Source organism: Rhodoferax ferrireducens T118 (genome assembly GCF_000013605.1).
GTDB classification, from domain to species: domain Bacteria; phylum Pseudomonadota; class Gammaproteobacteria; order Burkholderiales; family Burkholderiaceae_C; genus Rhodoferax; species Rhodoferax ferrireducens.
The window spans coordinates 2,504,960-2,518,478 of record NC_007908.1; the positions used below are offsets into that span (position 1 = coordinate 2,504,960).

The following is a 13,519-nucleotide window of genomic DNA, read 5'->3' on the forward strand; positions in this document are numbered from 1 at the left end:
AAACTCCCTTATTGATCATGAGCAAACTGGTTACGTACGATCTTGCGGATGGGGTTGCCACGCTGGCGCTGGACAATGGCAAGGTGAATGCCATGTCGCCCGATCTGATTGTCGACTTCAATCAGGCGCTGGACCAGGCCGAGCATGATCGCGCGGTGGTGATCGTGACCGGCAAGCCGGGCATTCTGTCCGGTGGATTCGATCTGAAGGTCATGATGTCCAGCCCGCAAAATGCGATTGACCTGGTGACCGCCGGGTCAAAGCTGACGCGTCGCATGCTGGCCCACCCGTTTCCGCTCATCGTCGCCTGTCCGGGTCACGCCGTTGCCAAGGGCGCTTTTTTGTTGCTGGCAGCCGACTACCGAATTGGCGTCGAGGGGCCATTCAATATCGGGCTCAACGAGGTGCAGATCGGCATGACCATGCACCATGTCGGTATCGAACTGGCGCGTGACCGCTTGAGCCCGGCGGCCTTTCAGCGCTCTGTCATCAGCGCTGAAATGTTCAATCCTCAGGGAGCGCTGGTCGCGGGCTTTTTTGACCAGGTGGTTGCCGTTGATCAGTTGCTGGTCACGGCCCAGGAAGTCGCCCAGCGTTTGAAGAAAATCAACATGACGGCGCACAAGAACACCAAACTCAAGGCCCGCCAGGCACTGTTGGACAGACTCGACAGCGGCCTGGAACGCGACAAAATAAGCGGCTTGCACTAAACCAAAACAAGGAGCACGCCAGGGCTGGCGAAGACTTCGCCTACCCTGCCTTTCCCTTGAGCGCCGTTAAGGCAGCTAGCTCTTGGGCATGTCGCGCAGATCGCGGCGCAGGATTTTCCCGATCGGCGTCTTGGGTAATTCATCGCAAAACGCGATGTGGCGCGGCATCTTGTAGCCGGTCAGTTGGGTCTTGCAGTGCGCAAGGATATCGTCTTTCGTGAGGCTGGGGTCTTTTCTGACAACCACCACTTTCACCGCTTCGCCCGTTTTTTCATCGGGTATGCCCACCGCTCCGCATTCAAGCACCCCAGGATGCATCGCGATCACGCTCTCGATTTCGTTCGGGTAGACGTTGAAACCAGAGACCAAAATCATGTCTTTTTTGCGGTCGGTGATGGCGAAGTAGCCCTCACCGTCCAGGTGCCCGACATCGCCGGTCTTTAACCAACCGTCCTGCATCACCTTGGCCGTTTCTGCCGGGTTGTTCCAGTAACCCTTCATCACTTGCGGGCCGCGGATGCAAATCTCGCCTGTGTGTTGCTCCAGATCGCCCTCGCCGTGCCAGACCGGCAACTCGTTGAAGTGTTCGTCCCGGATCGACACCTCAGTGGACGGGATGGGCAAACCTATTTTTCCATTCCAGGGTGTAGCCAGCGGATTGGCGCAGACCCCCGGCGAGGTTTCTGTGAGACCATAGGCTTCCGTGATGTAACGCCCAGTGACTTGCTGCCAACGCTCGGCCACGGTCTTTTGCACGGCGGCACCACCGCCCACCACCACCTTCAACGTCGAAAAGTCGAGTTGGTCGAAGCCCGGGGCATTCAAGAGGCCGTTGAACAAGGTATTAACGCCGGTCATGACGCTGAACTTCCAGCGCCCGAGCTCCTTGATCAGTGCCGGCAAGTCGCGCGGATTGGTAATCAGCACGATCAGGCTCCCCCACTTCATGAACGACAGGGTCGAGGTCAGGCAAAAGATGTGATACAGCGGCAATGGCGCAATGGCAATCTCGCGGCCTTCCTGAAAGCTCGCCGATATCCAGACGCCTGTTTGCTCCACGTTGGCCAGGATGTTGCGGTGGGTCAGCATGGCACCCTTTGAGACACCGGTGGTGCCGCCGGTGTATTGCAGGAATGCGATGTCCTCGCGCTTCACTTGAACCGGCTTGAACGACGACCTTGCGCCGCGTGCCAGCGCCGCCCGAAAGCCAATCGCGCCATCAATGCGCCAGGCAGGCACCATCTTTTTGACCTTCTTGATGACGAAGTTGATCAACGAACGTCTCGGCCACGGCAGCAGGTCGCCGACTTGCGTGGTGATCACGTGCTTGAGCGGCGTGTTGCTGAGCACGCGCTGCAGCACAGCGGCAAAATTCTCAACAATGACAATGGCTTTGGCGCCGGCATCCTGCAACTGATGCGCCACTTCACGCGGCGTGTACAGCGGATTGACATTCACCACGACCATGCCAGCGCGCAGGATGCCGAACAGTGCCACCGGGTATTGCAGCAGGTTTGGCGCCATGATGGCGACGCGGTCACCCTGGGCCATGCCTGGCAATCCCTGCAAAAAGGCGGCAAATTCACGCGTCAGGCGCTCCAACTCGGCGTAACTTATGGTGTGACCGAGGTTGTGAATAGCTGGACGGTCAGCAAACCTGGTTGCGGTTTTTTCGAGCAGATCGGGGATTGACGTGAACAGGTCGGGATTGATGTCGGCTGGCATTGCGGCGGGGTAGTTTTTCAGCCAGATTTGCTTGTCGATGGTGTTCTCCAGTGAGATTTAAGTTGGGGCCGCGGGCTCAGGACACCGAAAAATGCACGGTCGGTGGGCTCAGGTCGGCAAACGATGTCCCGAGGGCAATTTCGCCGCGCCCATGCAAGACACATTCCTCGCGCCTGAGCAACAGGTCGGAGCCGCCACCTGAAAACCGCACCCAACTGCCGTAGGAGCTAAGGTCCACCAGCATGACGCTGCCATTGCGCCAGTCAATCCGGGCGTGGGTGCGGGAAACGCGCGGGTCATTAACGACCACCTCTGCCTGATGCATGCGTCCAATGTGAATCGGCAGCTCAAACGATTGGAAAGTCTTGCGGTTGTCAAGCCAGCTCAACTCAATCTGGCCGCCCAGCACATCGTTTTGAGTCACATCAAACTGCGGGTCCACCTCAGCCTGCATGGTCAGAAAAGCCGAGGCGACGTCTTCCTGCCAATCGACCTGGTAGACGGTACACGGCTCGGCGCGCCCGCGGATGTTGATCGGCCCCAGAATTCGAAAGCGCACGCCTTCTGCTTCCGTGGCGCCGTCCAGCGCTGCGCTATTGGCCCAGATCTGGTGCGCACCCGAGAGGTCACTCAGACGCGCCGCTATGTTGACGGCGTCACCATAACAATCGCCAGCCAGGAGCTCGACATCGCCACTGGCAACACCAATGCGGATCGGCATCCGTTGGGCGGGCGGTACCAGGGTCATGCGTTTTTGATGCCGGCGTTGTATCTCGACCACGGCATTGACGGCGGACGCGCTGTCCGGAAACAAGGCCAGCACCCCGTCGCCCAGCATTTTGACAACCCGCCCTCCGTGCGATTCAACCACGATGGCAATCCAGGTCGTTATCTGCGTGACAGCCAGAGTGGCTTTGGCATTCCCCAAGGCTTCAAAGACACTTGTGCTGCCAAACAGATCGGCAAATACGACAGTCGTGTGCTCACCCATACCCAGCTGATTCCGTTTCTTGATCTTGGATCGAGTTTAGGGCATATCCCCGCCTTTTCAGGCGTGGCCCCAAAACAGCAAGGCGTCACGTCCCTGCACCAACAGATCGGTTTTGGCGCCCACTGGCAGCAGCACTTTGGTGGCGACATGGCCATAGGGCAAGTTGGTAAGCACCGGGACTTTGATCTGCTGGCGCAACCAGTTGACGACCGTCTGCAATTTGTAGCCCCGGTCGTGCGGCACCAGTTTGAACTCGGTGAACTGGCCCAACAAAATCGCTTTTTGCCGCGCCAACACACCCGCGTGCAACAACTGCGTCAGCATGCGTTCGATCCGGTAGGGGTGCTCGGCCACATCTTCCAGAAACAGGATGCCGCCCTTGACCTCTGGAAAATACGGCGTGCCCAGCAGTGAGACCAGCACCGACAGGTTGCCGCCCCAAAGTACTGACTGATTTATGCCAAATGAGGCTGCAGCCCCCGTCGATATTGCATTGGTAGCTACTAAATCATTAGCATTTGAAGAGGCGGCCTTAGAGTTGTTGGCGGTCAGGTGCGGCTCACGCAATTGCCGCCAGCCGGCCCCCTCCCCTTGTCCACAGATCAAATCGTCGAAACAGGCTTCCATGATGTCGTCGGGCACGGCCTGAGCGGCATCGGTCAGCCCGGTGGTTGTCAGTGGAAGTTCAGCATCATGACCGTCCGGCTTGCCACCCACCCCAAAACCTTCGCACAGCGCAGGGCCCGCCCAGGTGACGCGCCCGGTTTTCGCCAGCACCGCACTTTGAAACGCCGTGAAATCGCTAATGCCAACGAAGCGCATGCCTTGATCAATCGCTTTGGCCACTGCCTTGTAGTGAATACCCGGCAGGATGCGCGTCAGGCCATAGCCGCCGCGTGAGATCAGTGCCACATCGGCGCCACTGGCGCAAGCGCGATGAATGGCCGCCAATCGGGTCTCGTCGTCTCCGGCAAAGCGCAAATGGCTGGTCAGCGCTGCTTCGTCAATTTCAACTTCATGGCCCAGCGATTTGAGTCGCGCCACGCCACGTTTGAAAGCGGCCTTGTCACGCACGGCGCCCGATGGAGAGTAGATGTAGATGTGTTTATTCATGAAATTTTTGCTTTGGATTGCGGGGCTGCGCCCAGCAGTGACGCGAAGGCGCGTAGCGCCGCGCGGTGGCCACGATCCGGAAACGGTGCTTCATAGGCCGCCTGTTCGCTGTCGGCTGGCGACTCCAGGTCCATGATCAACAGTTCCGCAAATCGCTCTGGTGCGCTTCTCATCAGGGCTTGCCCCAGCCATTGGCTGCTGCTTTGAACCACCAGCACAACGTTATTCAAGTCGAGCTGCTCGACCAGCCCGGTCAACAACTGCTGGTGCCATTTCAAAGTGTGGATGCTTTCCCTTTTCGGCTTATCGCTTTTTCCAAACCCAATCAGGTCAGGCGCCACCACCCGATGACCAGCCGCCAAAAAAACCGGTATTTTCTTGTGGTACTGGTAACTCCATGACGTGCGGCCGTGCAGGCAAAGGTAGGTCAAAGGTGCCTCTTGCGGGCCAAGGTCGAGATAATGCAGCCGCAGCCCGGCGAGTGCGGGTAAATCACTGACGTACCGGGCGGCCCAAGGGTAGTCTGGCAAGCCGCAAAACCGTGCCTCCGGGGTTCGCAAGGCGTCTTCGCGCAGCGGGCTGCAACCGGTTTGACTCTGGGCCCGTTTTTGCTGAAAAAATCGCTGCAACAATTCAGCGCACGCATCGGCCAGCACGCCACCCTGCACTTCGGTGTGGTGGTTCAACTGCGGATTGGCGAACAAATCAAGAACTGACCCGGCGGCACCTGTCTTGGGGTCGGGCGCCCCGTACACCACACGCTGCAGGCGCGCGTGCAGCATGGCACCGACGCACATGGCACAGGGCTCCAGCGTGACAAACAGTTCGCAACCGTCAAGCCGGTAGTTGCCCAAGGCCAGGGCGGCGGCGCGCAAGGCCACTATTTCGGCGTGAGCGCTCGGGTCCTGGGTTTCAATTGATGCGTTGCGCCCGCTGGCAATCAGTACCCCGTCTTTCAACACCACGGCACCCACCGGCACTTCTCCGGCCAGGGCAGCAAGGCCCGCCTGCGTCAGGGCCAACTGCATGGCTTGGTCATCGGTCATGGTCGGTGGCAAGGTGATTTTGTAAGCTGGACTGACCACCATATGCTACTATAAAGATAGCTATTAACGCAATTGATACCCGGGCTAGAGCGCAAAAACGTATATATCTACTCCCACTCAATGGTGGCCGGCGGCTTGCTTGACACGTCGTATGTGACCCGGTTGATGCCGCGCACTTCGTTGATGATGCGGCTCGACACTTTTTTCAGCAGCGCATAAGGCAACTCGGCCCAATCGGCGGTCATGAAGTCACTGGTTTGCACGGCACGCAAGGCGACCACGTAGTCGTAGGTGCGGCCGTCGCCCATGACGCCGACACTCTTGACGGGCAAAAACACCGCGAAGGCCTGACTGGTGAGGTCGTACCAGCTCTTGCCTGATGCCTCGTCGATGAAGTTGTGCAGTTCGTCGATAAAGATGGCATCGGCACGGCGCAGCAAATCTGCGTAGTCCTTTTTGACTTCGCCCAGAATCCGCACCCCCAGACCGGGACCGGGAAACGGATGCCGGTACACCATGTGATAGGGCAAACCAAGCGCCACGCCGAGCTCGCGTACTTCATCCTTGAACAATTCGCGCAGGGGTTCCAGCAGCTTTAGGCCCAATAGCTCCGGCAAGCCGCCCACGTTATGGTGGCTTTTGATGACCACCGCTTTTTTGTTCTTGGCGCCGCCGGATTCGATCACGTCGGGGTAAATCGTGCCCTGGGCCAGCCAGGCGACGTGGCGCGACTGGTCGCTTTTGAGCTTGGCAGCCTCGGCCTTGAACACTTCGACAAACTCGCGGCCAATAATTTTGCGTTTGGCCTCCGGGTCGCTCACGCCCGCGAGCTGTCCGAGGAACTGGTCAGCAGCATCAACCCGAATCACCTTGGCGTGCAGCTTGCCGACAAACATTTCCATCACCAGGTCGCCCTCGTTGAGACGCAGCAGGCCGTGGTCCACAAACACGCAGGTGAGTTGCTCACCAATGGCCCGGTGGATCAGGGCCGCAGCGACCGACGAATCGACCCCACCGGAGAGGCCCAAAATGACCTCGTCGGTGCCGACCTGGGCGCGGATTTGCTCCACCGCCTCGCTGATGTAATCGCCCATGATCCAGTCAGCCCGTGCGCCACAAATATCGAGCACAAAGCGCTCCAGAATCGCCGCACCGCGCTTGGTGTGCGTCACCTCAGGGTGAAACTGCACACCATAAAAACGCCGCGTTTCATCGGCCATGCCGGCGATCGGGCAACTGTCGGTGCTGGCCATCAGCTTGAAGCCATGCGGCAACTCGGTGACCTTGTCGCCATGACTCATCCAGACCTGCAGCATGCCGTGGCCCGCGGCCGTCTTGTAGTCCTGAATACCTTCAAGCAAGGCGGTATGGCCATGGGCGCGCACATCGGCGGGGCCAAACTCGCGCTGGTGCCCGCTGGTGACGATGCCGCCCAACTGGTGCGCCATGGTCTGCATGCCATAACAAATGCCCAGCACCGGCACACCCAGTTCAAACACCGCAGGCGGCGCCTTGTCGGTCGTCTCTTCATAGACGCTGGCATGGCTGCCCGACAGGATCACGCCTTTGAGCTTGCCATCCCGGGCATAGGCACGCACCCAGTCATCAGTCACATCACAGGGATGCACTTCGCAAAACACATGCGCCTCGCGGATGCGCCGCGCAATCAACTGGGTGACCTGGGAGCCAAAGTCAAGAATGAGAATTTTTTGATGCATAAGGGTTAACGCCGCGTGATTTCTTACTCTGCTCTGTAGTTCGGTGCTTCTTTGGTAATCTGCACGTCGTGGACATGGCTTTCGCGGATGCCGGCGGTGGTGATTTCCACAAACTCGGCCTTGTTTTGCATCTCTTCAATCGTGGCGCAACCGCAGTAGCCCATGCTGGCGCGCAAGCCGCCCGCCATTTGGTACACGATCGAGACCATGGTGCCTTTGTAGGGCACGCGGCCTTCAATGCCTTCGGGCACCAGCTTGTCGGCGTTCGGGTTGCCCGTTGTGGATTCCTGAAAATAGCGGTCCGCACTGCCCTGTTGCATGGCACCGATGGAGCCCATGCCACGGTAGGTCTTGTAGCTGCGGCCCTGAAACAGAATCACTTCACCGGGTGCCTCTTCGGTGCCCGCGAACATGCCACCCATCATGACCGTGCTGGCCCCGGCGGCGATGGCTTTGGCAATATCGCCACTGAAGCGGATGCCGCCATCGGCAATCAGCGGCACACCAGTGCCTCTTAGCGCCATGGCCACACTGTCAATCGCCATGATTTGCGGCACGCCCACACCCGCCACGATGCGGGTGGTGCAAATGGAGCCTGGACCAATACCGACTTTGACCGCGTCCGCGCCGGCCTCGACCAGCGCCAACGCCGCGGCACCGGTTGCAATGTTGCCGCCAATCACCTCAATGTGCGGAAAGTTCTTCTTGACCCAGCGCACGCGGTCAATCACGCCCTTGCTGTGACCATGCGCGGTGTCCACCACGATGGCATCGACCCCTGCGCGCGCCAAGGCTTCCACCCGCTCTTCAGTGCCCTCGCCCACGCCAACGGCGGCACCCACGCGTAATTTGCCCTGCGCATCACGCGCCGCATTGGGGAAGCTGGTTTGCTTGGTAATGTCCTTGACGGTGATCAGGCCCTTGAGCTCAAACGCATCATTGACCACCAGCAGGCGTTCAATCTTGTACTGGTTCAACAACACCTTGGCCTGTTCGAGGGTCGTGCCATCGGGCACCGTCACCAGCTTGTCGCGCGGCGTCATGATGTGGCTCACGGGCAGGTCATAACGGGTTTCAAAGCGCAGGTCACGCCCGGTGACGAGGCCAACCACCTTGCCACCATCACATACCGGAAAGCCCGAGACACCGAGTTGCGCCGACAGGTCCATCACCTGGAGCACGGTGTGCTGCGGCGTGATCACCACCGGGTCGCGCAATACGCCTGATTCGTAGCGTTTGACCTTGGCCACTTTCGCAGCTTGCTGCTGCGGTGTCATGTTTTTATGAACAATGCCAATGCCGCCCTCTTGGGCGATGGCAATTGCAAGACGCGACTCGGTCACCGTGTCCATGGCGGCAGAGACCAAGGGCAGCTTGAGCGCAATATTGCGGGTGAAACGAGTGGCGAGAGAAGTGTCCTTGGGGAGGACTTGAGAGTACGCTGGCACCAACAGAACATCGTCGAAGGTGAGCGCTTTGCCGATCAGGCGCATGGTCTAAGCTCCAAATGGCGGATTGTACCCGCGCCTCTGGCGCTCCCCGGCGACACAGTTGCTGCATCCAATGTCGTTTGCCAGGGTTAGTCGCCAGACAGATGCCTCGGCACAGCGCTAAACTTCGGCCATGAAAAATATCCGGCAAATTCTGTTTCTTCTCGCGTGCCTGGTTTCGCTGGCAGCGTCGGCGCAGTGGCAATGGACCGACAACGATGGACGCAAGGTGTTTAGCGACCGCGCGCCCCCGGCCGACGTCCTGGAGAAGAATATTTTGAAACGGCCAGGCATGACTGCCAAAACCACGGTGAACACGGATGCGCCCTCACCTGCGGTGTCGCCTGTCGCCGCGGCATCGGGGGCGCAAAACGCGGCCAGTGCGCCCAAACTCAGTGGCATCGACAAAGAGTTGGCTGACAAGAAGAAGAAAACAGAAGAAGCGCAGGCCGCCCAGCGCAAAGCAGAGCAAGAGAAGGTGGTGAAAGCCAAAGTCGAAAACTGCGCGCGCGCCAAACAAGCCAAAGCCAGCTTCGATTCCGGCGTGCGTGTCAGCCGAATCAATGAAAAAGGCGAGCGTGAAGTGCTCGATGACACCGCCCGTGCCAACGAGGTGAAGCGTATTCAGGCCATCATGAATTCCGACTGCCAGTAGCCAGTTTGAGAGGCAGCGTAGATCGCCAACTCAACTCAATAACCCGCCTTGGCCCCTGCGCGTTTTTTCACAAAAAGTCCGGCGCTGCGAGCGCCCTGTCTGGCAAAGCGCTCCCGGCGCGCCACTTTGGGGTCGACGGTGAGCGGCCGGTAAATTTCCAACCGGTCATTGTCTTGCAGCACTTGAGTCAGACTTGCCTTGTGTCCCCAGACGCCCAGCGCCAGGCAGGCCGGATCAAGCGCAGGGAAAAGCTGAAGCAGCCCACTGGTCTGTAAGGCCTGCAACGCCGTGCTGCCGGCGGTTAACTGCAGCACAACCTCTCGCACATCGCGGGCTCGCGGCGAATAAACCACCGTGATTTGAAGGCGAGCGTCACTCGCCATAAACTTGTTTGGCCCGCTTGATGAAGGCGTCCACCATGCTGGCGGCGATCTTGTCAAACACCGGGCCCACCAGTTTGCCCAGCGTGGCATTGTCAAAGCCGTAGTTGAGCGTCAGTTCGACCCGGCAAGCGCGCTGGGAGTCGTCACCAATCGGCACAAAATTCCACTCGCCATCCAGTCTAGAGAACGGGCCGTTCACCAACTTGATGGCCACCTGCCGATTCGGCACATGCGTGTTGCACGTGGTGAACGTCTGACGGATGCCACTGAAAGAAATGCCGATTTCCGCCGTCATGCCGGTCTCGTCACCCATGACGACGCGGGCGCGATCACACCAAGGTAAAAATTTGGGATATTGATCCACGTCCGTGACAAGCACATACATCTCGGACGTGCTGTACCAGATGAGGACGGACTTGGTGACGGTTTTCATAGGTGGATGGTGATCTGCGCGAAATTTTAGACAAGTAGGTATTCTGGCTGATCGTGACCGGTCTTTCCCACTTGTTGCCCGCATTTGCAGGTGAAAGCATGATCCCTGGCGTCTTTGCATCCAGTTGATTTAGCCGCCGCAGCGCTCTTTCTGCGCTTCGGTCAGGGTCGAGGCATGGGTCTTCAAACCGAGCTTCGCCAGCAGCGCGAGGTCGTCCCCGGCTTCCGGATTGCCGGTGGTGAGCAGCTTGTCGCCGTAAAAAATAGAGTTGGCGCCAGCCAGGAAGCACATCGCCTGCACCGCATCGCCCATTTGACGACGGCCAGCTGACAGCCGCACGCGCGCTTTCGGCATCGTGATGCGCGCCACCGCAATGGTGCGCACGAATTCGATCGGATCAAGCGGCTCGATACCATACAAGGGCGTGCCTTCAACTTGCACCAGATGATTCACCGGCACCGATTCCGGATACGGGTTCAGGTTGGCCAGTTGCGCAATCAGGCCAGCGCGCTGCTGGCGCGATTCGCCCATGCCGACGATGCCGCCGCAGCAGATCTTCAGTCCGGCCTGACGCACTCGCCCCAATGTATCCAGACGGTCCTGGTATTCGCGCGTGGAGATCACGTTGCTGTAAAACTCTGGGGCACTGTCGAGGTTGTGGTTGTAATAATCGAGCCCGGCTTGTTTCAAACGGTCAGCTTGGCCTTCTTCCAGCATGCCCAGCGTGGCACAGGTTTCCAGACCCAGTTGCTTGACGCCGCGCACCATCGCTTCAACCTTTTCCAGGTCGCGCTCTTTGGGTGAGCGCCAGGCTGCACCCATGCAAAAACGGGTCGCGCCGCTGGCCCGGGCTTCGCGCGCGGCGTCCAGCACCTGCTCCAGCTCCAGGATTTTTTGGGCTTCAACGCCGGTGTCGTAACGCGCCGCTTGCGGGCAGTAGCTGCAATCTTCCTCACAGCCGCCGGTCTTGATCGACAGCAGCGTTGCCAGCTCGACATCACCCTTGGGGAAATGGGCGCGGTGTGTTTGCTGCGCCTGAAACATCAGGTCGTTAAAGGGCAACTCAAATAAGGCCAGCACGTCAGCCAGCGGCCAGGTGGCCGATTCCGGCAAGGTGATGGGCGCTGCCGACGGATGGAAGGCCACGGCACTGGACTGTTGCGACGGGTTTGGGGACATTGTTATTCCTTTAGCGGTTCATGTTCGTTGGCTATAGGCCAGCCAGTTTGGCAGACCCGAAAAGACAAGATATTTTGCTGCGGCAGTGGCGCACGCACGGCTGTATCAATTACGGCATCCCGGCTGCGGTCGGGGCCGTCGCTCTGCGGCCGAAGCGGTCGAGGCAAGGGAGATTTTAGTCGCCTCTGGCAACGACCCAGAAAACGTGGCAGAGTTAGGGGCATTTGTTGAAGAGCATCCTTATGACCACCAACTCTACTTTCAATGCTCTATACAAGTACACCAAAGCGCTGTCGGTCGCGCTCGGCTACCGCGATCAACTGACGCGTTTGCATTCCGACCGTGTGCTTGCTTTGTCGGTCGAAATGGGACTGCATTGCGGTTTGTCTGCCAGCGAAATCGACGCGCTTCGAATAGGTGCCGCGTTTCATGACATCGGGAAAGTTGGCATTCCGGATGATGTATTGCTCAAACCGGGGAAGCTGGATCAGGCTGAGTGGCAATGCATGCAAGGCCATTCCGAGATTGGAGAACAGATCCTGTTGAGCACCGATCTGAAAGGCGCAAAATCCGCCGCGCTGGCGATTCGCCACCATCACGAGCATTTCAATGGGAGGGGTTACCCCGACCGCCTTCGTGGCGAGCAGATTCCGCTTGCGGCACGCATCATCTCGATCACTGACAGCTACGATGCGATGGCTGTTACCCGGTCCTACCATGCAGCTAAAAAGCATGGCGAGATCATCACAATTTTGCGCGCGGAAAGCGGCGAGAAACACGATCCTGAGCTGACGCGTCTGTTTCTGAACTTCATTGAGGGCAGTTCGCTCAAGACGCCACTTGTTTGAAGATGCTCAAGCCAGGCTTGCCTGCAAGGCCTGCTGAAGATCGGCCTGCAAATCCGCTACCGCCTCCAGACCGACCGAAAAGCGCACCAGCGTGCCTTGCCTCAGGTAGACCGGCCAGGTGCTACGCATGGAGGCCAGCTCATAAGGCATGACCAGACTCATGGGCCCGCCCCAGCTGTAACCCAGCCGGAACAGCTTGAGCGCGTTGCAAAATGCATCAATCTGGTCCTGGTTGAACTTCTCGTCAAAAATCACGCTGAACAGGCCCGCTGCACCACCGGATTCAGTCTGACACAGCGTGAGCCAATGCCCATGCCCAGGCGAATCGATCAACGCCGGATGAAGAACTTGAACAAATTCGGCGCGGGCCTCGCACCAGCGGGCCAGTATGCGTGCTGTCTCGTCGTGCGCCCGGTAGCGCAGCGCCATGCTGGGCAGCGCCCGCAACACGGCTTCGGCATCGTTGGCCCCCACGCCCAGCCCCAGGCGCATATGGGTCAGCTTGAGCTTCATGTGCAGCGAGGCGTCACGGGTGATGACGCTGCCCATCAGCACATCGCCACCACCGCTGGGGTACTTGGTCAGCGCATGCACCGAGATGTCAACACCGAGGGCCGGACTGGCGCCGGGCGTCAGGTCAAACGGCGCAAAGGCCAGACCGGCGCCCCAGGTGTTGTCCAGGGCCGTCAGCACACCACGCGCCTGGCACACGCGCACCAGCTCGCGCAGATCGGGAAACTCCAACGTGACGGAGCCGGCCGCCTCCAGCCACACCAGACGCGTGCGCGGACCGATTTTGGCCGCCAGGTCCTGCGGATTCATCGGATCGTAGGTTTGGTGGGTGATGCCCCAGGCTTTGAGTTCGCCCTCGGCCAGCACCTTGTTGGGACCATAGGCGTTGTCTGGCAGCAGCACCTCGTCACCGGTGCGCAGCAGCGACAAGGCCACGTTGGCAATGGCCGCCAGCCCACTGGGCAGCAGCAGGCACTGCAGGCCGCCCTCTAACGTGCACAAACGCTCTTCGAGCATGTACGTGGTAGGCGTGCCATGCAGACCATAGGTGTAGGCGGTCTTGTCCTTCCACTCAAAGTTGCGCATGGCCGCCACATTGGGAAAGATCACCGTTGAGGCCTTGAACACGCCCGGCTGCGGCGCGGCGAAGCCTGCCGGAGGAACATACGGGTGATGAATCAGCGTGGTGGTGAGGTCGGCCATGGTCAGCTCCGAT

The 13,519-nt window shown here is 59.3% G+C and carries 12 protein-coding genes and 1 pseudogene; 3 read left to right on the forward strand and 10 right to left on the reverse strand.

Annotated features, from left to right (window positions below; genetic code table 11):
- Positions 1 to 17 precede the first annotated feature (17 nt).
- Positions 18 to 710 (forward strand): crotonase/enoyl-CoA hydratase family protein, encoded by a 693-nt coding sequence (locus RFER_RS11520; protein ID WP_041790610.1) that lies wholly within the window; start codon positions 18 to 20, stop codon positions 708 to 710.
- Positions 711 to 785: 75 nt separating this feature from the next.
- On the opposite strand, the gene RFER_RS11525 is transcribed toward RFER_RS11520, so the two are convergent.
- From RFER_RS11525 to guaB, 6 genes and pseudogenes are all read right to left on the reverse strand, one after another.
- Positions 786 to 2,435: an AMP-binding protein gene (locus RFER_RS11525; protein WP_011464569.1), complete on the reverse strand. Its 1,650-nt coding sequence runs from the start codon at positions 2,433 to 2,435 to the stop codon at positions 786 to 788.
- Positions 2,436 to 2,511: 76 nt separating this feature from the next.
- A complete protein-coding gene (locus RFER_RS11530; protein WP_011464570.1) occupies positions 2,512 to 3,426 on the reverse strand; it encodes an adenylate/guanylate cyclase domain-containing protein in 915 nt (304 codons plus the stop codon).
- Positions 3,427 to 3,483: 57 nt separating this feature from the next.
- Positions 3,484 to 4,539, reverse strand: a complete 1,056-nt coding sequence (locus RFER_RS11535; protein WP_011464571.1) for an LD-carboxypeptidase — start codon at positions 4,537 to 4,539, stop codon at positions 3,484 to 3,486.
- A gap of 23 nt (positions 4,540 to 4,562) precedes the next feature.
- A pseudogene (gene tadA, locus RFER_RS11540) lies at positions 4,563 to 5,585 on the reverse strand (tRNA adenosine(34) deaminase TadA); the annotation flags it as partial.
- 107 nt (positions 5,586 to 5,692) lie between these two features.
- Positions 5,693 to 7,303, reverse strand: coding sequence for a glutamine-hydrolyzing GMP synthase (gene guaA, locus RFER_RS11545; RefSeq protein ID WP_011464573.1), 1,611 nt, complete (start codon positions 7,301 to 7,303; stop codon positions 5,693 to 5,695).
- A gap of 23 nt (positions 7,304 to 7,326) precedes the next feature.
- On the reverse strand, positions 7,327 to 8,796 hold the full coding sequence (gene guaB / locus RFER_RS11550; protein ID WP_011464574.1) for an IMP dehydrogenase: 1,470 nt from the start codon (positions 8,794 to 8,796) through the stop codon (positions 7,327 to 7,329).
- Positions 8,797 to 8,926: 130 nt separating this feature from the next.
- Here guaB and RFER_RS11555 point away from each other — a divergent pair, with 130 nt between their 5' ends.
- Positions 8,927 to 9,448, forward strand: coding sequence for a DUF4124 domain-containing protein (locus RFER_RS11555; RefSeq protein WP_011464575.1), 522 nt, complete (start codon positions 8,927 to 8,929; stop codon positions 9,446 to 9,448).
- 35 nt (positions 9,449 to 9,483) lie between these two features.
- On the opposite strand, the gene RFER_RS11560 is transcribed toward RFER_RS11555, so the two are convergent.
- The 3 genes from RFER_RS11560 to bioB form a co-directional block, all read right to left on the reverse strand.
- Positions 9,484 to 9,831, reverse strand: a complete 348-nt coding sequence (locus RFER_RS11560) for an RnfH family protein (RefSeq protein ID WP_011464576.1) — start codon at positions 9,829 to 9,831, stop codon at positions 9,484 to 9,486.
- Positions 9,821 to 10,264, reverse strand: coding sequence for a type II toxin-antitoxin system RatA family toxin (locus RFER_RS11565; protein WP_011464577.1), 444 nt, complete (start codon positions 10,262 to 10,264; stop codon positions 9,821 to 9,823). The genes RFER_RS11560 and RFER_RS11565 overlap by 11 nt, the downstream gene beginning before the upstream one ends.
- 129 nt (positions 10,265 to 10,393) lie before the next feature.
- On the reverse strand, positions 10,394 to 11,443 hold the full coding sequence (bioB, locus tag RFER_RS11570; RefSeq protein ID WP_011464578.1) for a biotin synthase BioB: 1,050 nt from the start codon (positions 11,441 to 11,443) through the stop codon (positions 10,394 to 10,396).
- A gap of 242 nt (positions 11,444 to 11,685) precedes the next feature.
- Here bioB and RFER_RS11575 point away from each other — a divergent pair, with 242 nt between their 5' ends.
- Positions 11,686 to 12,291 (forward strand): HD-GYP domain-containing protein, encoded by a 606-nt coding sequence (locus tag RFER_RS11575; RefSeq protein WP_011464579.1) that lies wholly within the window; start codon positions 11,686 to 11,688, stop codon positions 12,289 to 12,291.
- A 6-nt stretch (positions 12,292 to 12,297) separates the two neighbouring features.
- On the opposite strand, the gene RFER_RS11580 is transcribed toward RFER_RS11575, so the two are convergent.
- Positions 12,298 to 13,506 carry a PLP-dependent transferase gene (locus tag RFER_RS11580; protein ID WP_011464580.1) on the reverse strand — a complete coding sequence of 403 codons (1,209 nt, stop codon included), beginning with the start codon at positions 13,504 to 13,506 and terminating at the stop codon, positions 12,298 to 12,300.
- Positions 13,507 to 13,519 lie beyond the last annotated feature (13 nt).

Excerpts from the sequence above, each read along its gene's own strand:
- RFER_RS11520 (WP_041790610.1), top strand. The coding sequence starts at position 18 with ATGAGCAAACTGGTTACGTACGATCTTGCGGATGGGGTTGCCACGCTG.
- RFER_RS11525 (WP_011464569.1), bottom strand. The coding sequence starts at position 2,435 with ATGCCAGCCGACATCAATCCCGACCTGTTCACGTCAATCCCCGATCTG.
- RFER_RS11530 (WP_011464570.1), bottom strand. The coding sequence starts at position 3,426 with ATGGGTGAGCACACGACTGTCGTATTTGCCGATCTGTTTGGCAGCACA.
- RFER_RS11535 (WP_011464571.1), bottom strand. The coding sequence starts at position 4,539 with ATGAATAAACACATCTACATCTACTCTCCATCGGGCGCCGTGCGTGAC.
- guaA (WP_011464573.1), bottom strand. The coding sequence starts at position 7,303 with ATGCATCAAAAAATTCTCATTCTTGACTTTGGCTCCCAGGTCACCCAG.
- guaB (WP_011464574.1), bottom strand. The coding sequence starts at position 8,796 with ATGCGCCTGATCGGCAAAGCGCTCACCTTCGACGATGTTCTGTTGGTG.
- RFER_RS11555 (WP_011464575.1), top strand. The coding sequence starts at position 8,927 with ATGAAAAATATCCGGCAAATTCTGTTTCTTCTCGCGTGCCTGGTTTCG.
- RFER_RS11560 (WP_011464576.1), bottom strand. The coding sequence starts at position 9,831 with ATGGCGAGTGACGCTCGCCTTCAAATCACGGTGGTTTATTCGCCGCGA.
- RFER_RS11565 (WP_011464577.1), bottom strand. The coding sequence starts at position 10,264 with ATGAAAACCGTCACCAAGTCCGTCCTCATCTGGTACAGCACGTCCGAG.
- bioB (WP_011464578.1), bottom strand. The coding sequence starts at position 11,443 with ATGTCCCCAAACCCGTCGCAACAGTCCAGTGCCGTGGCCTTCCATCCG.
- RFER_RS11575 (WP_011464579.1), top strand. The coding sequence starts at position 11,686 with ATGACCACCAACTCTACTTTCAATGCTCTATACAAGTACACCAAAGCG.
- RFER_RS11580 (WP_011464580.1), bottom strand. The coding sequence starts at position 13,506 with ATGGCCGACCTCACCACCACGCTGATTCATCACCCGTATGTTCCTCCG.